Annotated in this window: 20 protein-coding genes and 1 tRNA gene; 10 read left to right on the top strand and 11 right to left on the bottom strand. The window is 40.7% G+C overall.

Translation table 11 applies throughout. The features are described from left to right. Positions 1-33: 33 nt before the first annotated feature. Positions 34-528, top strand: coding sequence for a regulatory protein RecX (locus tag WKF69_RS04355; RefSeq protein ID WP_340379794.1), 495 nt, complete (start codon positions 34-36; stop codon positions 526-528). Positions 529-604: 76 nt separating this feature from the next. Beyond that, on the top strand, positions 605-946 hold the full coding sequence (locus WKF69_RS04350) for a cupin domain-containing protein (RefSeq protein ID WP_340379792.1): 342 nt from the start codon (positions 605-607) through the stop codon (positions 944-946). Between the two features lie 317 nt (positions 947-1,263). Here WKF69_RS04350 and WKF69_RS04345 read toward each other — a convergent pair whose 3' ends face one another. Continuing rightward, entirely contained in the window at positions 1,264-4,116 is a 2,853-nt protein-coding gene (locus WKF69_RS04345; RefSeq protein ID WP_340379790.1) for a pitrilysin family protein, read from the bottom strand. Between the two features lie 151 nt (positions 4,117-4,267). Here WKF69_RS04345 and WKF69_RS04340 point away from each other — a divergent pair, with 151 nt between their 5' ends. From WKF69_RS04340 to WKF69_RS04320, 5 genes are all read left to right on the top strand, one after another. After that, on the top strand, positions 4,268-4,585 hold the full coding sequence (locus WKF69_RS04340; protein ID WP_340379788.1) for a metalloregulator ArsR/SmtB family transcription factor: 318 nt from the start codon (positions 4,268-4,270) through the stop codon (positions 4,583-4,585). Positions 4,586-4,620: 35 nt separating this feature from the next. Further along, positions 4,621-5,088, top strand: a complete 468-nt coding sequence (locus WKF69_RS04335) for an SRPBCC domain-containing protein (RefSeq protein WP_340379786.1) — start codon at positions 4,621-4,623, stop codon at positions 5,086-5,088. Positions 5,089-5,162: 74 nt separating this feature from the next. Beyond that, on the top strand, positions 5,163-5,588 hold the full coding sequence (locus WKF69_RS04330) for a DoxX family protein (RefSeq protein WP_340379784.1): 426 nt from the start codon (positions 5,163-5,165) through the stop codon (positions 5,586-5,588). A gap of 44 nt (positions 5,589-5,632) precedes the next feature. Next, on the top strand, positions 5,633-6,190 hold the full coding sequence (locus tag WKF69_RS04325; protein WP_340379782.1) for a DUF4256 domain-containing protein: 558 nt from the start codon (positions 5,633-5,635) through the stop codon (positions 6,188-6,190). A 16-nt stretch (positions 6,191-6,206) separates the two neighbouring features. Further along, on the top strand, positions 6,207-6,797 hold the full coding sequence (locus tag WKF69_RS04320; protein ID WP_340379780.1) for a DUF1801 domain-containing protein: 591 nt from the start codon (positions 6,207-6,209) through the stop codon (positions 6,795-6,797). A gap of 68 nt (positions 6,798-6,865) precedes the next feature. Here WKF69_RS04320 and WKF69_RS04315 read toward each other — a convergent pair whose 3' ends face one another. The 7 genes from WKF69_RS04315 to WKF69_RS04285 form a co-directional block, all read right to left on the bottom strand. Beyond that, complete coding sequence (locus WKF69_RS04315; RefSeq protein WP_340379778.1) at positions 6,866-8,572, bottom strand: PQQ-dependent sugar dehydrogenase; 1,707 nt, start codon at positions 8,570-8,572, stop codon at positions 6,866-6,868. A gap of 93 nt (positions 8,573-8,665) precedes the next feature. Further along, positions 8,666-9,850 (bottom strand): PmoA family protein, encoded by a 1,185-nt coding sequence (locus tag WKF69_RS04310; RefSeq protein WP_340379776.1) that lies wholly within the window; start codon positions 9,848-9,850, stop codon positions 8,666-8,668. Positions 9,851-9,911: 61 nt separating this feature from the next. Then, complete coding sequence (locus WKF69_RS04305; protein ID WP_340379774.1) at positions 9,912-11,216, bottom strand: MFS transporter; 1,305 nt, start codon at positions 11,214-11,216, stop codon at positions 9,912-9,914. A 6-nt stretch (positions 11,217-11,222) separates the two neighbouring features. Continuing rightward, positions 11,223-11,996, bottom strand: coding sequence for a 3-ketoacyl-ACP reductase (locus WKF69_RS04300; RefSeq protein ID WP_340379772.1), 774 nt, complete (start codon positions 11,994-11,996; stop codon positions 11,223-11,225). Between the two features lie 116 nt (positions 11,997-12,112). Continuing rightward, positions 12,113-13,258 carry a Gfo/Idh/MocA family oxidoreductase gene (locus WKF69_RS04295; RefSeq protein ID WP_340379770.1) on the bottom strand — a complete coding sequence of 382 codons (1,146 nt, stop codon included), beginning with the start codon at positions 13,256-13,258 and terminating at the stop codon, positions 12,113-12,115. 22 nt (positions 13,259-13,280) lie between these two features. Continuing rightward, complete coding sequence (locus tag WKF69_RS04290; protein ID WP_340379768.1) at positions 13,281-14,114, bottom strand: sugar phosphate isomerase/epimerase family protein; 834 nt, start codon at positions 14,112-14,114, stop codon at positions 13,281-13,283. Then, positions 14,111-15,493, bottom strand: coding sequence for a hypothetical protein (locus WKF69_RS04285; RefSeq protein ID WP_340379766.1), 1,383 nt, complete (start codon positions 15,491-15,493; stop codon positions 14,111-14,113). The genes WKF69_RS04290 and WKF69_RS04285 overlap by 4 nt, the downstream gene beginning before the upstream one ends. A gap of 132 nt (positions 15,494-15,625) precedes the next feature. On the opposite strand from WKF69_RS04285, the gene WKF69_RS04280 reads away from it, so the two are divergent. The 3 genes from WKF69_RS04280 (at position 15,626) to WKF69_RS04270 (ending at position 17,390) form a co-directional block, all read left to right on the top strand. Then, positions 15,626-16,645: a LacI family DNA-binding transcriptional regulator gene (locus WKF69_RS04280; protein ID WP_340379764.1), complete on the top strand. Its 1,020-nt coding sequence runs from the start codon at positions 15,626-15,628 to the stop codon at positions 16,643-16,645. Positions 16,646-16,655: 10 nt separating this feature from the next. After that, positions 16,656-16,790 (top strand): hypothetical protein, encoded by a 135-nt coding sequence (locus WKF69_RS04275; RefSeq protein WP_340379762.1) that lies wholly within the window; start codon positions 16,656-16,658, stop codon positions 16,788-16,790. A 105-nt stretch (positions 16,791-16,895) separates the two neighbouring features. After that, on the top strand, positions 16,896-17,390 hold the full coding sequence (locus tag WKF69_RS04270; protein ID WP_340379760.1) for a hypothetical protein: 495 nt from the start codon (positions 16,896-16,898) through the stop codon (positions 17,388-17,390). Positions 17,391-17,769: 379 nt separating this feature from the next. Here WKF69_RS04270 and WKF69_RS04265 read toward each other — a convergent pair whose 3' ends face one another. The 3 genes from WKF69_RS04265 to WKF69_RS04255 form a co-directional block, all read right to left on the bottom strand. Continuing rightward, positions 17,770-18,972, bottom strand: coding sequence for a kelch repeat-containing protein (locus tag WKF69_RS04265; RefSeq protein ID WP_340379758.1), 1,203 nt, complete (start codon positions 18,970-18,972; stop codon positions 17,770-17,772). Between the two features lie 136 nt (positions 18,973-19,108). Then, the gene (locus WKF69_RS04260) at positions 19,109-20,143 is read right to left on the bottom strand and encodes a rhodanese-like domain-containing protein (RefSeq protein ID WP_340379755.1); all 1,035 of its coding nucleotides are present in this window, start codon (positions 20,141-20,143) and stop codon (positions 19,109-19,111) included. Positions 20,144-20,754: 611 nt separating this feature from the next. Beyond that, a tRNA-Leu gene (locus tag WKF69_RS04255) sits at positions 20,755-20,840 on the bottom strand. Between the last annotated feature and the right edge of the window lie 150 nt (positions 20,841-20,990).

The following is a 20,990-nucleotide window of genomic DNA, read 5'->3' as shown; positions in this document are numbered from 1 at the left end:
GAATAACTCAAATAATTGCGATATTTCATCGATTTGAGAAACGAACTGTCACCCCCCAGAGTTTTTACCAGGGAACAATCTAAAGTAAAAGCTGAAAGCTATTGTGCTTATCAGGAGCGTTCGCAACAAGAGGTTAGAAATAAACTTTATGATTGGGGCTTGCATGAAAGAGAGGTTGAAGAGGTTATCTCCGAACTTATTCAGTCAAACTTCCTCAACGAAGAGCGTTTCGCGCTTGCTTATACCACGGGGAAGTTTAGGATAAAGGGATGGGGAAAAAATAAGATCAGGCAGGGGCTTAAGTTAAAACGAGTTCCGGATAAAATGATCCTTAAAGCTTTGAATGCTATTGATCCTGACGATTATCTGGCGAAACTGCAAAGTCTGGTTGAGAAAAAACATGCGACTATTAGGGAGATCGATCCGTACAAGCTTAAATTCCTGCTTTCAAGATATGTTGTAGGAAAGGGATATGAGAATGATTTAGTCGCTGATGTACTCAAGTACGATTTTAAAACCCCGCGGTAAAATCCCCTTCCGCTTCTCTAACTGTCAATATCTATTCATACTTTAACGGTCTCAAAAGAACTCTCTAGATAATTATATGCCAGATACTCCTCTATTTTATCTCGACAATGAAACTGACTGGGAAGATCTCGGTGACGGTGTAACCAGAAAGATCTGCGGCTACGACGATAAGATCATGCTCGTGAAAGTGAAATTTGAAGCTGGTGCAATAGGCTCATTACATAAACATTATCATTCGCAGGTAACCTATGTAGCCAGCGGCGCTTTCAAAGCCAGTATCGATGGGAGCAAGCAAATACTTAGAGCGGGTGATTGCTTTTATGCTCCGCCAAATGATATCCATGGTGTACTATGTACTGAAGCCGGTGTGCTGGTTGATGTCTTTAGTCCAATGAGAGCGGATTTTATCGCTGTGTAATACTTTTCCCGGACTTGATCGGGCCTGCCTGCCGGCAGGCAGGGATCTCCTGCAGACGCGAAGCTCGCTTCCTCTATAAATTTAAAATCAAGCAGGCTATAGACCAGCTTAGCTTTAAGTTATCATCCTGAATTTGCAAACTTAATGTCCCGGTCGACACCGGCGGCTTGGGCCGCGTGTCATTGAGGAGATCCGTCCCGGGCTTGATCCGGGACCCAGTCGGGGAAGAGAAAAGCCCGCCCCGATTGATTGGGACGGGCTAATTTTTATAATATTTAACCTGTCATTTAAGGTTCACTACTGGTAGCTCATAGCCCTCATAGCAATTTCCCGTCTGAATCTACTTCGATCACCTGGTAACCAAGTTTCTCCAGGCCGGGTTTGATAGCAGCCTTGTCGCCAACTATCACAATATTCATTTTATCGACAGGCAGGTGTTTTGCTGCCAGCGCATTTATTTCGCTTTTAGAGATGTTTTTCAAGATATCATTTTGCTTTTTAACGAACCCTTCATCAAGGTTGTAGCGAATGATATTGTTCAGGAAGGAAGCCTTTTGGAATCCTGTCTCATATTTGCGTGCGTCGCTCTGTCCGATAGCGCTTTTCACAAAGGCAAGTTCAGCGTCTGTAATTCCCTCTTCTTTATAACGTTTAATCTCCTTCATAAACTCGACCACGGAACTATCGGAAACGTTGGTACGAACACCAGCAGAAGCTGTGTACGGCCCGGCAGATTCAGTACCTGAAAAACCTGAACCAGCTCCATAAGTATAGCCTTTATCCTCACGAAGGTTCAGATTTATCCGGCTATTAAATGCTCCGCCCAGGATGTAGTTCATGATACCCGCCCTATAGTACTCTCCGGTCGCGTCATACGGCAAGGCCATATAGCCGATCCGGATCTCAGACTGAGCAGCTTTATCTTTGTTTACAAGGTAGATCTTTGTCTTGTCAATTGTTGCCGGTTTTGCATCGGCGGGAATCTGTACTGGTTTTGCCTGCCACTTGTTCAGAAAGGCCAGTTTCGGCATAATCACCTTTTGCTCAGTGTCTCCAACAACGACGATATTAGCAACAGATGCCGAGAAATTATCACTATAGAATTTTTTAACGTCATCAAGAGTGATTGATCCTACACTCGCTGTAGTTCCAATGCCCGGGATTGCCATAATATTGCCTTCACCATACAATAATTTGTTATATACATTTGAAGCAACAACCGGCGCCTGGGTGCTCTGATTGGCGATGGACTCCAGTGTTTGTTTCTTTAACCGGTCAAAATCTGCCTGATCGAAACGAGGGCGCAGCATCCGCTCTTCAAGAAGAGCTAAAGTTGCATCAAGGTTTTTTGTAAGCGATTGTACCGAGATATTCATTCGGTCAGACCCGCTGGAAAAACTAATAGAAGAACCCAATTTCTCAAGCTGACTGCTGATCTCTTCAGACGAATATTTTTGAGAAGCCTCATTTAGCATGGCGGCAGTCAGTGAGGCAATACCAGCCTTTCCAGGGTCTTTAACTTCCAGTTTGTGACCGCCTTTAATCGAGACCAATAAGGTGATGGTAGGGATTTCATCGTTTTTGGCGCCGATGACACGAACTCCATTCGTTGTTTTATCCGTCCAGTAAGGCGGTACTTTGACGACAGGATTGGCTCCTGAGGCCGGACGTACTTTACGGTCAAAACTATCCTTAGCTTTCTGATAAGTCAATCCGCTGTACTGATCTTTTGGTGCGACATAACCTGTCGGGTCTACTGCAAAATTGTCGGCAGCGGTTACGGCGTCTGCTTTACCTTTGGGTACAACACTTAATATAACCGCATTTTTTCCTTTGATATATTTATTGTAAACGCGCAATACATCCTCTTTCGTCACCGCCTTATTTCTTTTCAGGTCGAGGGGTAAATAATTTGGATTACCAGTAAAAGTCTGGTAAGCTGCTAATGCTGATGTTTTTCCGGAAACACTGGAAAGCGTATTAAGCTCGCCAGTTTCGTATGATACCTTAAAACGTGTAAGCGCATCCTCAGAAATACCAGTCTTCTCAAATTCGAGAAGCGCTTCTCTGACCAGCTTTTCCATGTCCGCAAGTGTTTGAGTTGGAAAAGGAAGAACTGTGATAGAGAATTCTCCTCCCAGCTCAGCAGCTGGATTTGAAGCACTAGCCTGAACGGCCTTCTGAGTTTTTACAAGATTTTTATACAATATTGAATTCTTCCCCTTTCCCAGAATTTCAGCTAAGAGATCCAAAGGCACCTCGTCCGCATGGAAACGTGGAGCTGACGGGAATGTCATCTGAAACATTGGAAAACGAACATTGTCCTCATATGAAATATAACGGTCTTTGTTCAGAACCGGCATAGGCAATTTCATGTTCTGTACTTCCGGTCCTTTTTGTATCGGACCAAAATATTTTTCAGCAAGTTTAACTACCTCGGCTGGCGTAACATCTCCACCTACTGTTAATGTGGCGTTGTTAGGCCCATACCAGCGGAGGAAAAAGTTTTTCAGATCGTTTACGTTTCCGCGATTCAGATCTTCCATATAACCAATAGTTGTCCATGAGTATGGGTGTCCATAAGGATACAAAGCAGCAGAGGCTTTCTCATAAACGAGCCCGTATGGCCTGTTATCATAATTCTGCCCGCGCTCGTTCTTTACTGTAGATCTTTGGATCTCAAATTTCTTTTGGGTTACTGCGTCGAGCAAAAAGCCCATTCTATCAGCTTCGAGCCACAAAGCCGTTTCCAGCTGATTACTCGGAAGGGTTTCAAAATAATTGGTACGGTCACGATTAGTGGTTCCGTTCAAAGTTCCGCCTGCTTCAGAAATGATCTTGAAGTGGGCTTCGTCGCCTACATTATCAGATCCCTGAAACATCATGTGCTCGAAAAAATGCGCGAAGCCAGATTTACCAACTTCCTCGCGAGCTGAGCCAACATGGTAGGTGACGTCAACATGCACTATAGGATCAGAATGATCTTCGTGAACTATAACCGTTAGACCGTTAGGCAGAACATACTTTTCGTAAGGGATAACGATCTCATTCCCCTTACGGGTAACTTTCTCAATCAGTTTTGTCTGACTGGTAGATTTCATGGTTTGAGCCTGCAGCTGCACACCAACAAATGCAAGCATCAACATGCTTAATTGAATTTTCTTTCTCATGAGGTTATTATAATTGGACATGCAAAATAAGGATTTAAGCAAACATCTGCAATATGTTAGCTTAACATGTTACCCGGCAAACTATAAAAAATGCAAATTTATTTGCGTAGCTAAATAACTACACATATATTTGTAGTCAAATAGCTACACAATGAATTTAAGACGAGATGTATTTCAGGCGATAGCAGATCCAACGAGGAGAGCTATACTACTGCTGGTAGCTTCCCAATCAATGACCGCGGGAGCTATTGCCTCAAATTTCGACACAGCAAGGCCGACAGTCTCCAAACACCTTCAAATTCTAACAGAATGTGAACTGCTCGAACAAAAGCAAAGCGGAAGAGAGGTATCGTATTATATAAATGCGAAGAAAATGAAAGAAGTAGCAGAATTTATTGAACCCTTCCGCCAAATGTGGGACGCCCGATTTAACAAACTGGAAAGTATTATGAAGAAATATCCCAAATAGGCATCGGAAAAATCACTTCCAAAAGACGAAATAATATGGCATTAAAAACTAAAATCCACGCCGACGACGGCAAACAGGATCTTATAATCACACGCGAATTTGATCTTCCAGTAGAATTACTTTTCAGAGCCTACGAAGAGTCTGAAATTGTTGAGCAATGGATGGGAACGAAAGTGCTTAAACTGGAGAGTAAAAAGCACGGCAGCTGGCAATTTCAAACATCCGATCCTCAGGGCAATGTAGTATTTCAATCCAACGGTGTGATCCATGAGTTTATTCCGAACGAAAAGATCACCCGCACATTTGAGATGGAAAATACGCCATTTCCGGTCCAACTCGAGTTCCTGCTGTTCGAGAAGCTCACCGAGGGCACAAGCAAGCTTACTATGCATATTGTCTACAAGTCAGTTGCAGACAGGGATGCAATGCTTCAGCTGCCTTTTTCTAAGGGCATAAATATGGCGCACAACCGCCTGCAGGAAATAGTAAACAGATTAAAATAGGCATTATGAAACCTGCATGAGCCTGCCTACCGCAGGCAGGCAGGTTCATCACCATTAAAAACAATTATATACAAATGAAAAACACAAATGTGCCTTCAGGCAAGGCCGGGAAAATAACGTATTGGATTTCCACAATCTGGCTGGCATTAGGCATGACGTCAACCGGAGTAGTACAATTATTGAAGTTAAAAGAGGAAGCTGATATGATAACGCGATTAGGCTATCCTCTTTATTTCCTTACTGTCCTCGGTGTTTGGAAACTGCTGGGAGTTACGACTATTCTGCTGCCCGGAAAGCCGGTTTTCCTTAACTTGCTTCGGGAGTGGGCCTATGCAGGCTTTTTCTTTGCTGCTTCGGGCGCCGTGCTTTCACATTTAGCTGTTGGAGATAGTCTTACGGAATTATTTGGCCCGATGCTATTATTAATCCTTACTGTAGTTTCCTGGTATTTCAGGCCTGACGATCGGAAAACTATCCTTGTCTTGAGCATGAAAGTGTAGAGAATTATTTAAAAGCATACAACCTTTCAAATAAGTAATAAAGAATGAAAAGGCAATTGTCATCAGAGCAGCGCGCAGAGCTTCTCACTATATTAAAAATTCGTTTTGAGAACAATATGGACCGACACAAAGGTCTGGAATGGGCTAAAGTGAAGGCAAAGCTCGAGTCAAATGCTGACAAGCTGTGGTCCCTTGACGATATGGAAGTAACGGGGGGCGAACCTGATGTTGTTGGATATGATGACCAGTCTGACGAATATGTCTTTTATGATTGCTCTGCCGAAAGTCCTAAAGGCCGGAGAAGCATTTGTTATGATGCAGAGGCATTGGAGTCGAGGAAGGAGCATAAACCAGCTGACAGCGCGATTAATATGGCATTAGAGATGGGTATAGATATCCTCACTGAGGAAGAATACCGGTCACTTCAAAAGCTTGGGAATTTCGACACTAAAACATCCAGCTGGATAAAAACACCTCATGAAATTAGAAACCGTGGTGGTGCCCTATTCTGTGACCGGCGCTATGACCATGTCTTTTTGTATCACAATGGCGCAGAGTCGTACTATGCAGCGCGTGCATTTCGGGGTTCATTAAGAGTCTGACGATTATTCTACTAATATGAACGCAAAGGTTGATTTCTATTTTAATAAAGGAAAATGGCAGAAAGAGCTCGAGCAATTGAGAATGATCGTTCTCGACTCTCCTGCTATCGGCTATCAGCTGAGCGAGGATTTGAAATGGGGTGTCCCCTGCTATACCTATCAGACCAGAAACATTGTTTTGATACATGTATTTAAAGAATACTGCGCCATTTTATTTTTCAAAGGCGCATTGATGAAAGATCCTGATGAGATTCTGATCCAACAAACAGAAAATGTTCAGTCGGCACGCCAGATCCGCTTCACTAATGTGCAGGAAATAGTAGAAATGGAACATCTTCTGAAAGCTTACATCCACGAAGCTGTAGAAGTGGAAAAAGCTGGTGTGAAAGTGGATTATAAAAAAACTAAGGACTTTGATATCCCTGATGAATTCCAAACCAGGCTAGATGCAATGCCTGTGTTAAAAAAGGCCTTTGAATCATTAACTCCGGGGCGGCAGAGAGGATATCTTTTCTATTTTTCTCAGGCTAAGCAGTCGAAAACGCGGGAAGCAAGGGTTGAAAAATATATACCTCAGATTCTGAACGGCAAAGGATTAGAGGATTAGTATTTTTTTAAAGAGGATCCGACACTTCAAAAGAACTCAAGGCGAAGCTAATTTTCTAATTGAAGGAATCACTTGCTTCCTATCACTTTCCATATTTTTCCATCGGTTTTTGTAAAAAGGTAGTACTGCTTATTTGCTCCTAAACCGAAGCGGAGGTCAGTCTTACTATTGGCCGTAATTTTTCGAAATGTAGACGGAACTCCGTTAAAAGATAGATCAAACTCTAAAATTGTGGCTTGCTTGCCTAATTCAAGTTCATTAGTATTCACGTAAAATACTCTCCCACTTACTATGTCGCCAAAAATGTATTTGTTCTTCAATAGTCCAATATTTCCTTCGTAAGCATATCCTGCTGAAATTGCATTCCCCTCGTCGTGATCATATTGGGCAACCGGTGGAACGAAGTTAAAGTTGGATTCATCTGCCGGTAAGGCGTAAACTTTATTCATTTTTCCCCTGTAATTCAATAAAAATGTTCCTTCTCTTGCTGGCCAGCCATAATCAACCCCTGCCCTCCCCATGTTTAGTTCTTCAATGTTGTTAAGCCCGATATCTGAGATCAACATCTTTCCATCGGCTGTCCACGACATTCTATTTGGATTGCGAAACCCGCGGGCAAATATCTCCACCAGCGTTTTCTCGTCACTGTCATTTGAAAAAGGATTAATGGACGGGATTCCATATTTCCCGTTTTTACTGTTATTTCCAAGGGGATCTATTCGCATAACTGAACTCCATATTTGAGTGTTAGTATTACACAAAAAAGCGAATCCATTTTCTGCCGATCCTCCATCACCAATTCCGATATACAGCAAACCATAATCCAGATCTTTGGACTTAGAGAGCGGATTAAAGGTAATTTCCTGTACACCATGGATTTGCGTTGGCATATCAATTCGCCATAACTCTCTGCTTTCTCCGGCAAATGTTCCGGATCTTGGATTATTAATCTTCCATTCGGTAAGAACCCATTGGTGTGCAACAGGAATAGAATTAGCGTACGAAAAATCTGCAGGAGCAGAACGCGGCCTTTCGGTATGTGTGGTATAAAACAAGCCGGTTTTTTTAAAGGTAGGATGGAATGCATAACTTCCAAACCCTGTTGCATGTCCGTGTGAAGAGATAAAGGCGGGCCTTTGTTTACTGATATCCATGACCTCGCTCAACTGCTTTCCCTTTAATTCATACAACTTACCTCTAAGGTCTTCGATAAACGTGCGTTCCTTTTTGCCGGGTAAAACCCCCATTTGATTAATTCTGGCTAGAGGTATTTTATCCGCACTGGGGCTTGCAGTTGTTACTTCTTCAAGTTCAAGTGTCAAGCCAGCTTTTTTTATCTTTCCGGGAATTGGATCGCTAAGAACAGGCCCGAATTCTTTAGTTGAAACCGTTTCAGCTTTTGTTTGAAACGTATTCACATAAGCCAATATGGATACAATTTCATCATCTGAAAAAGCATTGAAGGAAGGCATTGGAACCTTATACTCTTCAAATAATTTTTTAGCTCTGACGTCCCCATCCTCAATAACTTCTTGTGAATTTCGAATAAAGTGAACAAGCCAGGGTTTAGATACCTGATTGGTTACTCCGGCTAAATTTGGTCCAATGCCCCGTTGAGTAAAATTGTGACAAGAACTGCAATTCTGGAGAAATAAGGCCTTTCCCTCGTCAATTGTTTTCTTATCCCTTGGATAATCGGTAGACGTTTGTGCCCCGACACTTAACACCATGAACTGGGAAATACAAAGGACAACTAATAATTTTAAATAAGTCATTGATAACTATTAATTAGTCTCGAAGATCAAAGTTAAAATGATCGTCTTGTTACCGTTAATTATATTAAAGACAACACAATAAGCCTGTTATAATTATTTGCTTATCAATGGATGAGCATAATCATCCCACATACTTTTAATGAATTTCCGATCAGGTTCACCGTCATAAACTATAAAGCGATATCGTGCTACATACTCTTTGCCCGGTGTAATCTCAAAACCACCGGCTTGAGGAGGTGCATAGCAAAAGAAAGGTTCGGTAGGATGAATACGCATGGGTTGAGGCGAACGAAAATTATCAGGATGGGATAAAATCGTAATACCTGTAAGCTTTCCGGTAACCTTTCCGCTGATATGAACCCAATTGGATGTTGTAGCGTGTCCATTGGTTCTGTCTTTACCTTCAGAAGTTAAAAAGTAAGCATTGTCTTTACCGTTCCACTCTCCATTACCTCTAAAGCCTATCCCCCCGTATATATACTCCGGAAGTCTTAAGGGTGAGGATGTAGAAAGACGCTGCCGGAGTTCCAGGTCAAACAAATAATAAGGCTTGTTAGTACCTTTTAAATTATAAACTTTGATTTGCCAGTCTTCATCCAGTACCTTCTTGTTGGGGGTTATTGATTTATCATAATACGCATTTTTTGATTCTGAAGAAGCGAAAACTGCTCCTGCCGCTGTGTTTTTAATCCCTTCAAACAGGACGGTACCGGTTTTATTACCCATGTTCCAAAAATCCGGATGTCGGCCCTCAAATTCCGTTTTAGTCCATGCAGCCCAGATTCCATGATGATGTTTATGATTTAATGGATAATCGTCTGCAACTGAAAGGCCGGAGGGGGAGAGAATCGGGAAAATATAACCTCCACGGCGGAATACAGAGTCCACTCCTGCCGGTAGATCTTTTTTACCGGTTTGCAGACCTATAACCTGTTTACCATTTAACGTAAACTTTGCTTCTGCTGCCGTTAACGAAATTTCCGCTTTGGCTCCTGCCTCTCGTAGCTTGATAACTTTAAAGTTTTTAACCTCTCCAGGACGAAGACTCATGATCGTGCAGGCAAACCCATCTTTCAAAAATTGAACCGGGTACTTCTGCTTATTTTTATCCAAAAGGTATATATTTCCTGTGCCGCCTTTAGGCTTCAACCTGAAATAGACTATGCTATTTGTTCTTAAATAATTATCATTTGTAATTTTAATATTTTCTGACACCTGCGCAGATGTGTTCAGCAACACACCTATTAACAAACAAAAGGTTAGGAGTAGCTTCATCATTGTACTATTAATCTATATGTGTATTAATCGATTCATCTTAAGGCTAAGCTGAGAAAATAACTTAATTCTCCTCAACATAATTAAGATCTTTACTAAACGTCTCTTCTAAGTATTTAAGTGCAATTAGTGCAATTACAAAAGTTAGTAAACCAACTGCGGACGCGGCGTAAATAACACCTAAACTCGGTTTAAGATAAACAAAAAGTGCAGTCAAGGGTATAATCGCTCCCCGTACAAAATTTGGTGCTGACGTAGCTACCGTGGCGCGGAGATTAGTACCAAACATTTCGGCGGCTATAGTCACAAATAAAGTCCAATAGCCATTAGCAAAACCTAAGAGAGTACAAATAGCGTAGAATACCACGATATCATTTGTCGGAAACAGTAAATAAGTAGCGGCCATAACAAGAGAGATCAGCATAAATGCAAAAATGATCTTCCTTCTGCTTTGATAATATTGGCTTAGAAACCCACTTGCCAAATCGCCCAGTACTTGTCCTGTAAAGGCAAACATGACCGCCTTGCCGGCGTTTACCGGTTCAGTAATTCCAAGGGCCTTTCCAAATTCAGGAGAGAAGGTAATTAAAATCCCAACTACAAACCAGATTGGCAAACCTACCAGGATACACTTAAGATATTTAAGAAACCTTTTCTTATTGTTAAAAAGCATTAATACATTACCACGCTGTACATTTTTATCCTTCATTTTTACAAAAATTCCTGATTCAAATACCCTCATCCGTAGCACAAGTAATAATAAGCCCAAGCCACCCCCAATGAAATAAGAAATGCGCCAGGCAAAAAGATCAGCCACAAAATAGGCCAATACAGCCCCTAACACTCCCATAGTTGCCACTAAAGTGGTACCGTAACCTCTTATTTTTCTGGGAAGCACTTCAGCAACCAGCGTAATACCTGCACCTAATTCCCCTGCCAGACCAACACCTGCAATAAATCTTAAAACGGCATATTGCTCAAAAGAAGTTACAAATCCGTTGGCAATATTAGCCAGGGAGTAAATTAAAATAGAGCCAAACAGAACCGAAAGACGTCCTCTTTTATCACCCAAAATCCCCCAGAAGATACCTCCGATTAACAGTCCTGCCATCTGTAAATTCAGCAAAATAATTCCATCATCCAATAACTGCTCCTGTGAGGTTCCCAGCGACAATAAGCTTGGCACCCGCACTACGCTAAATAGAAATAAGTCATACATGTCGACCAGGTAGCCAAGTGCCGCCACTAGTACCGGAATTTGTAATAGATGCTTAATAATGTATTTTGAATCCACATTTTCGTCTAATGCTCCGTCAGTGGGGCTGGTATTCATGTCTTTCTGTTTCATTTGAATTGATTTCTTTTTCATTCAATTTTATAAGCGCGAAAGCGTTAGTCCCCCATCCACCATAATAACTTGTCCTGTAGAATAAGGAAAATATCCCGTAGATAGTGCCACTACCGCTTTAGCTACATCAGAAGTCTCGCCCCAACGCTTTTGAATGCATAAACCTTCGCCTATTAATTTATCATATTTGTCGGTTACACCTGCAGTCATATCGGTACGGATAACACCTGGCCTGACTTCATACACCGGAATATTAAACTCTCCTAAACGGGATGCAAAAAGCAGAGTTGCCATACTTAAACCGGCCTTTGCTACACAATAATCTCCCCGGTTAACGGATGCTGTTGTTGCTGAGATGGATGAAATATTGATGATACATCCTTTAAAATTCTCTTCCTGTTGCTGCGCTATCATCCAGTTGGCTACAGCCTGGGTTAAAAAATAAGGCCCCTGAAGATTGGTTGTCATAAGATAAACAAAACTTTCCTCTGATGCTTCTAAAATATCCTTGCGTTCTTTTGGCGCCACGCCGGCATTATTTACCAATACGTGCAAACACCCATATTGGGTTTTAATTTTTTCCAGCATTTTGCTTCGGGCTTCTTTCGAAGCTATATCTCCCTGACAATACACCACCCGCGCTCCAAGGGTCCTAAGCTCTTGAATTACTGGTTCTACTGCTTCTTCCGAACGGATTCCGTTGATGGCAAGGTCGAAGCCGGCCTTTGCTAATTCTACGGCTATGCCATAGCCAATTCCACGACTTCCTCCGGTTATAAATGCTACTTTTTTTGTTTGCATTCGGATAAAAATACTAATGATTATAATTAATTTTTGTTGTGCTACTTTAACTTTGGCAGCTTTCAGCTTTTGGCTTTCAGCTTTTGACTATCTCATATCTCACATCTCATAGCCCCCTATAAATCCGGAATGTCTAACCAGCATCTTTTCTCCCAACTCTCAAGGCCTTTTTCTGCTAATTGCACTCCTTTTGCTCCTTCCCGTAAATCCCAGGGGAATGGTTCGTCTTTTACTACATGTCGTAAAAATAGTTCCCACTGAACCTTAAACGCATTTTCGAAAACTTCTTGCTCTGGCACTTTGGACCAGCCCTCAAAAAATTTAATAGGTTGCTCAATATCAGGATTCCATACCGGTTTTGGTGTGTTTCCATAATGCTGGATATAGCACTCACGCAAACCTGCAACCGCCGAGCCTTTTGTTCCGTCGACCTGTAGAGTTAACAAATCATCGCGCCGCACGCGAACTGTCCAGGATGAATTAAAATGTGCTATCACACCTCCTTCTAATTCCAAAGTGGCATAGGCTGAATCATCTGCTGTACATTTATAAGGTTTACCTTGTTCGTCTATACGCTCAGGAATATGGGTTGCACCCAGGCATGATACAGCTTTTACTTTTCCAAAAATATGGTCAAGCACATAACGCCAGTGACACAACATATCCACGATAATACCACCGTCATCTTCCTTACGGTAATTCCAGGAAGGCCTTTGTGCGGGGATGGAGTGCCCCTCGAAAACCCAGTAACCAAATTCCCCGCGGACGGAAAGTATTTCTCCGAAAAAACCATTCTGAATGAGTCTTTTCAGTTTCATAATTCCCGGAAGCCATAGTTTATCCTGTACCACCCCGTTTTTTAATCCGGCAGCTTTACAAAGCTCATATAATTCAAGCGCAGTTTTTGTATCAATAGCAATGGGTTTTTCACAATAAACATGCTTGCCTGCTTTCACTGCTTTTCTAACTCCTTCTGCCCTTCTGCCGGTAGTTTGGGAATCAAAATAAATGATGTTATGTGGGTCGGCAAGTGCTTCATCCACATTCGTGGTCATTTTTTTAACGCCCGAAAGCTGACCTAACTTCTCTAATTTATGGATATCACGACCTACCAATATCGGATCAGGCATGATGATTTCGTCAGAACTTACTTTGATTCCACCTTGCCTGATAATTTCTGCTATCGATCTCAATAAGTGTTGATTCGTGCCCATGCGTCCGGTAACGCCGTTCATAATGATCCCTATGTTATGTATTTTCATCTTGAGTCTTTGATCTTTGTTCTTAACTATTATTCAAATATGCTTCAGTGATTTTTTTTAAGAAAACTTTTTGATCTTCTTTCCAATAGGTGTTTGAAAATATCTCCACCTCGTTAAATCCATTGAAACCGGCTTCCTCAACCCAGCCACGAATTTCTTTAATATTAATACATCCTTCTCCCATTAAGCCCCGGTCGTTCAGCAAGTCCAGCGTCGGCGTTTTCCAATCGCAAATATGAAAAGCCGAAAAATTATTGTTTTGGCCGGCACGTTTAATTTCCTGCTTCAGATTGGGATCCCACCATAAGTGGTATACATCGACAGCAATGCCAATCCATGGGGAATCAAGTTCTTCAGCCAGTTCATTTGCCTGGCCGAGCGTATTAATTGCCGAGCGGCTATCTGCATACATAGGATGTAGAGGTTCAATAGCCAACTTTACACCTGCTGCCTCGGCATAAGGCAGCACAGCGGCAATACCGTCCCTTATTTGCTTACGCGATTCATCCAAAGGCTGTCCCGGCACCGCGCCACAAACTAAAACTATCAGGGGAGCACCTAAAGCTTCTGCCTCATCTATAGCTTTACGATTGTCGTCGATGGCTTCTTGTCGACCAGCATTTGAGATATGTGGAAAGAACCCTCCCCTGCACAATGATACAATCCGGAGGTTATAATCGCGTAATAATTGTCCCGTTTGCTTTATATCTCTTCCATTTAGAGCATCTCTCCACACCGTAATACCGCCTACTCCCGCTTCAGAAAAATTCTTTGCAGCTTGCTCTATATTCCACGGTTTAGTGGTAATGGTATGTATACATAATTGGGATAGATCTTTTAGCAGCTTTGCACTCATTTTAAACTTCTAAAAAATGTTAAATACGATTCATCATTTATTATTCGCTGCAGATATAGCGCTACTTCGCGGGCATGATAATCTCCCCACATACTCGATTCGCCATTAGGTATTTTGCTTCCTTCCGGAATGTAATCCCACCCGTTTGGCCGGTGATAAATAGAATGTAATATCAAGCCCTGGTGGTCAGAATTAGTACTCAGGTATGGTTCATCAAATAAAGTATTCAATACGGTTAAACCGGCTTGCCAATATCGCTCTCCCGGTTCTTTAAGTCCTTTGCTTATTAAATATTTCCCAAGGCGAAGCAAGCCTTGTGCTCCAATTGCAGCGGCTGAACTATCCACAGGTTCAAAATCATTATATGGATCGGCAGGACGGCTTAGGTAATCGCCCAGGTTATGGAGCTGCGGCGCTCCGGTATCCCAATAAGGAATCCCATCAGGGGGCGTATGTTCAATATAAAAATCACAGGTTGCTTTTGCAGCTTTCAGCATCAAGCTTTCAAGCTCTTTACGACCGCCAAATTTATCAAGCTCAGAATCAGTAAGCGTTTCAAAACACTCCAGCTCTTCAGCAAAACCACACATGGCCCAGGCCAAGCCACGCGTCCAGGTGCTAAAGCCTGTATAACCTTGCTGTGAGTTGGGGCAGCGAAAGTTTCCATCTTTTGTATTAAAAACACTTTCGTGAGCAGTACGACCCCATAAGTCATACATATCGCGGCCTTCACCATAAAATACTGAAAACTCGGCCGTGGCCTTAATATGAGAAAAAGCTCGTTCCAATAAATCAATCTTAATGTCGCCTTCCGCTTGAAATACATGGCCAAGAAGATGGCTAACCAATAAAGCACGGCAAGACCGAATGGTGTCTACAAATAAAGAATGAGGCCCGTTAAAGGAATGAATAAATCCGCCATTTTTAATGCTTGTCCAACGACTTGCTTGAACGGCACCCGAAATTTTAAGCGCCAACTGATAAAAGTTCTTCTCCCACTCATTAAATTCCGTCTTGCCTTCATTCATCAACCGTAACAGATTGCCATATGTGCTCACATTATTAAATCCGTGATCATGTACTCCTATATGACTAATATGTGGAGCCATTACGGCCAATGTGTTCCTGCGACCTATCTCTAAAAATTCCTGATCACCTGTGGCATCAAATTGTAATATGGCAGACCCAAACTGAAAACCCTGAGTCCACTCTGTCCATCCACGGGTGGTGTACTTGCCTTTGATAGTAAAAACAGGTGACCCTTTTGAGACATCATAGTTGTTTTCTAAGTCACGTATCTTTTGCCCGGAGTGATCCCAAAATTGCTTTAGCTTTGCTTGCAGGTCCGAAGCCTGAAGGGTTTTGTTAATAGTTATCATAAATTATCTTAATCATCGATGGATCAGCACGACCTCAACCAATTAATAACTGTTTAATAGGTCATTCAAACGTTTGAATAAATGTATATCTTTAATTTATAATTTTCAAATAATTTAATGCTTTTGTAAAAAATGGCAAGAAGACCCAGGCTCCGGGATATTGCGGACGAACTAAACTTAACTATTTCAGGGGTTTCCAAAGCTTTAAGCGGCCATCCTGGCATCAGTGTTATCACTAAACAACGGGTTGAGGAAGTGGCCGCAAGGCTAAATTACAGGCCTAATAAAATTGCCTCTTCGCTCCGGTCCGGTCAAACCAAAATTATAGGAGTCATTATTCCAAGTGCAGATAAGAGCTTTTTTGGCTCGATTGTATTTGGCATGGAAAATATCATTAACCAAAATGGTTATAGCATTTTATTATATCAATCACATGAACTCCCCGAAAACGAAATTAAAGGAATTGATACGTTTATTCAGTCAAGCGTCGACGGAATCATTGCTACGATGGGAAAGCAAACTATTAATTTTCAACATTACCTGGACGTTAAAAAACGCAATATCCCGCTTGTATTGTTTGACACTGTTAATGAAAATATTCCGGTCCCAACTGTTACAATAGATAATTATAAAGGAGGTTTTATTGCAGCGGAACACCTTATTCTTAATGGCTATAAACGTGTTGCCTATATCTCCGGCCTAAAACACATCTCTATTTTTAATGAGCGCTTACGCGGATATGTGGACGCGTTAAGAAAATATAATTTAGATATTGAAGAAGACTTGATAATATATGGCAAAAACACCATTAAATCGGGATATGAATGCATGGAAAAATTATTACAGCTTAAATCACGTCCGGATGCTGTTGTTGCTGTTGAAGATTTCACCGCATTGGGAGCGATAAAAGCATTGAAAGCTCAAAAATTTCGAATCCCAGAAGATGTAGGAGTGGTTGGTTTTTCTAACGAGGGGTTTAGTGAGCATATTTCTCCAAGTTTAACCACCATTAATCAGAAGACCGTTGAAATGGGAGAAGTAGCGTCGAAGCTATTTTTCAAAATGCGCAATACCGCAAATCCATATGAAGGAGAGCCTGATAAAATCGTACTCGAGCCTTTACTAATTGTTAGAGAATCGTCGGTCAGATGAACGTTAAACAATGAAGAATGGAAAAGGAATTGTCACGAAAACAAATAACCAGAAAGGTATTGTATCTCTTTTACAGATGGGCTTTGGGCTCCGGCATTTGCTGCAAGTAGTAAAAAAGAACGAAGGGGTAAAGAATATTTTGTGAGTTCATGTTTGTAGCGAAGTAGGATCTTTGGTAGGATTTTTAGACTGTTGAGTTAGGAAGATTGTTTTCATCAGTATATATTAGTGGTTATAAACATTAGTTATTATGAAAAATTTAATAGTTATAATTCCAATCTTATTTTTGAATTTATCTGTCTATGCGCAGCAAGAGACAATAAGTAAAACAAGATTTGTGGTAGGGCTTTCAGGTCCTGAACTTTTACATGCAGGCCTGACCTATAGACTAGCGAATTCCAGCCAGTTCGGTTTGAATGCGGGAGCAGGTCCCACTGCCGGAGGGGTATGGCCAGCGATCAGCCTGGAACACCGATTATATATAGGGAAAAACGATGAAAGGTCAAATCAAAAAACCTGGTTTTTTCGGCAAGGCACTACTTTCTTTCCTTCTGCCGTGTCTTCGCAGCAGTTTACACTAAATCTAACCGGGGGAAAAGACATCTTATTTAGGAATAATCAAAACGGTATCACGATTGACGCTGGTATATTTTATTTGCCGGAAAGTGATAGGTCGTCCATTATACTTGTGAGGTCATTAAATCTTTGGCCTGCCTTGCGGTTTGAGTTTTATTTTCCCTTGTAAGTTACGGATACTAACAGCACCTATAATAATAAGTGAGGGTTTAGAGCTTCGTAAGACAATTTTCTGAGTAAGCGGAGATTAAGTCATTATACCCTTGGTTATACCATTTTCTACATTAGTAACTAAAGTAGAATTATTAAATAGTATTTAGTCGAGCCTAAAAGCAGGTCCTTACTTTTATGGTTAGATTTAAGTGATTCTTAACCAACGGGGTTGTTTCATTTTTCTCGGACAGAGAAAAATTACCGCAAGAATTCCTATCTTTCTTTAAATGACAATTTACAGTGAAATTAATCCTCTTCAGTCCCTGTGAACATATTTAGAGGTACAACTTATTGAACCGGCAGCGAATCAGGCCACATCATTTTTAAAAAGTTTCTTAAAGGTCAATAGTTGTCATTCCGAGAATTTGTGCATTACCCTGGTTCGAAAGATATCCTGATATATAGAAACGATTATTAAGTGTAGCGGATGCCATTCCTGTAATGAGCGCATCAGTAAACCGTGATAAAACAACTATAGTACTTCTCGACCAGATATGGGTTACATCATTATAAACGTCTATAGCACCGGAATAATTTCCACCTAAATAAACAATTTTATTGTTTGCAACGCTAACTGCCATATCAAACCGGCTGTCACTTAAATTAGCGTATCTCCAGGTTCCCGATTGTGTGTCGTAGATATCTACCGATTTATTAAGTTTCCCATCACCACCAGCAATAAAGATTTGATCGTTTAAAAGGCAAACAGAAGCGTAGGGGTGCTCGTTTGGGGCAGTTAATGTTGTCCATCGTTGTGAACTAACATCATAGACGTCAACAATAGTTAAATTGCCCGTATCATTTTTGCCTCCGCCTATATAAATTTTATTGCCAACAGCCACAGCACCCGCATAAGCCCTTGGTCTGGGCAATGTTAACTGGCTCCATACATTAGCAGATGGATCGAAAATATCGATTCTATCCGAATACTGGATTGTACTATTAAGCTGAATACCTGCATTTGAAGCGTTTCTCCCACCTATAAACCAGGCCTTATTATTGCAACTCACGGCGGCCATGTAAGCTCTTGGCTGGCTTAGTTTTGCCTTTTGGTAAGTTATTGGTGTGGTTGAACTAAATATATCAACATCTTCAAAATATTCTAATGATGTATTGTCTGAATATAACGGATAAGCCCCCCGGCTGGAATTACCGCCGGCAAATAGCACCGTGTTTCCTACACTTATACCCGAAAGATGGCTTCTGGCTACACTCAAGTCAAACAAATCCTGTGATCCAGTCAAAGGTGTATAAATTTTCACTTCGTCCATAGTTGAGTTGTGCAGCGAGTTCCCTTCATCATGTCCACCCGCAAAGAAAATTTTCCCTGAAGAAACTGCAACAGCACCATACGCATATGCCCACCCTCTTTTATCAGAAATATTATAATCTACAGTCTTGAACTCTATATTTGAAATGCAAAAAAAACCATTTCCCCCTTTACAATCACTATTAACCGTGATTGGGGGAAGTTCTTTAGGAACCGGGTTAGGAACCAGGTTAGGTTTTTTACAAGAGGATAAAATTGTTATAAACATTATTATCCGTAAATAGATAAAATATTTTCTCATTACATAAATATCTGTTACCGAAGTGTTGTTAGGTTGATTTTACAACAGCTTGACCAAACATAACTCACTAAAGTAAGTTTCTTTATTATTAATTAAGGAACGATTAATTTAAACCAATTGGATGTGCTGTAGTCCATTTATTAACACTTGTTCCCCAAGCTGGGTTAGTATGCCATAAAGCATTCATTCCATAAGTTAAAGAATATGAATCGTAACCTAAAACTCTTAACCAAGCAGTTACAACACCTGAAGTTTGACCTGTATGGCAATAAACAGCTACTCGGAAAGAAGAATGTATATTTAAATTAGTTAAATTACCGGTAAGCGTACCAGCTAAATTAAACGGTTGAATTCTCTGAGCGATCAAAATGTGACCAAATGCTAAGTAATCTGTATTACTCAAGTATGCGTTTATAAAATAGTCTCTTGGAGAGTTTCGCACTGTACTTGCAGAAACACCTTTAAATCCTTCGGCAACGACTGCTTCTATTCTTGCTTTAAAAATAGCTTCACCAGCAGTAGCGGGTAGAACTACGTTAGGAGGAAGGAAAATCTCTGTAGCAGGAGCTGGTGAATTAGGAACGCTCCAGAAATGATTTTTATCAAAGTCAATAATATTAGCTGTTCTGTTATTCCAACCATTTGGATGATTAGCATAGGTTGAATTCCAACCAGACATACCCCATCTAAGAGCTACAGCATCTCGTTTTCCGTACATACGCAATAAAGCAGTAGCGTAAGCAGACTCATTACCTGAATAACATACTACTAGTATTGGTTTTGTTGCAGTTGCTCCAGCAGTTAAAATGTTTTTAAATTCAACATTAATTGCACCTGTTAATTTTCCAGCATTATAATCTGCAGGTAGTCTGATATCCATGATATAATATGTTGCTAAGAAAGCATCAACTCCCGTTTGGGAAGTTGGCGCACTAACAACAAAAGATGGTGAAGGCATTCCAGTTCCCCCTAGTATCTTTTCCAGATCAAAGTTATTGGCAACCATGTAATCTTTTAAAATAGAATATTTGTTTGAAGTATCCGTTTGGGGTGCTGAATGACCACCTTTTTTACAAGATGTTAATACTAACATCGAGAACATTATAAGTCCGATCAGTAATAAAGATAATTTTCTCATTTTTCTTAATTTAAAAGTCGATTTAATTTCCGTTGAGCCATCTTTTATGGGGATTTTTTAATCTCTGGTGATTTAGGTGGGTTCTAAAAATCGATCTTTAATTTCTCAAAAAAGCAAGAACCTGTTTAATGTTTTTTTGAAAAACAAATTATAAGATACAACTTTCTTTAAATTCCAACATAAAATTACAGAATATGTATCTAACTAAGCGAAAGCTGCAAAATCTACTGTTTCCAACTCAAGTACAGTATGATAGAGATATAGAGGGGGTATCGAACTACTAAAGTTAATGAATTCTTTGACTTAATAAGACGATTGTCAAGGAGTTATGAGCAAGAAAAAAGCGGACAAGTAAGTAATAAAACTAACTCATCCGCTTTTTGTACTCTTAAAGATACAAATTTCCAAACATTTTATTGAGGATTTAGAAGTTTTATTGCGTTTAATCGCTTGAAACGATGTTTTTTAAAATGGCGGCGGGAAGAATATCCAAACGTCCATCATTTTTTTCAGATTAAAGGGGAATGTACTTTAATAAAAGCTGTATTTTATGTTATACCGTATGTATAAATAAAATAACCGCTTTAGAATGATCTAAAAGCGGTTATTTGTACTCGGAGCGGGAATCGAACCCGCACTCGCTTTAGGGCGAACAGGATTTTAAGTCCTGCGTGTCTACCAGTTCCACCATCCGAGCGTGGAGTATTCAATTCAAACAAAAATTCCCTCTTTGAGGAGGGAGTTTCTATTGGAGCGAAAGACGAGATTCGAACTCGCGACCCTCCCGAAAGGCTTCGGGATGCTCTACCAACTGAGCTACATTTGCAATTTAATATCCTTTTTATAG

Source organism: Daejeonella sp. (genome assembly GCF_037719425.1).
Taxonomy (GTDB): domain Bacteria; phylum Bacteroidota; class Bacteroidia; order Sphingobacteriales; family Sphingobacteriaceae; genus Daejeonella.
The sequence above is the reverse complement of the archived record's forward strand: the minus strand, read 5'-3'. Positions and strand labels throughout refer to the sequence as shown.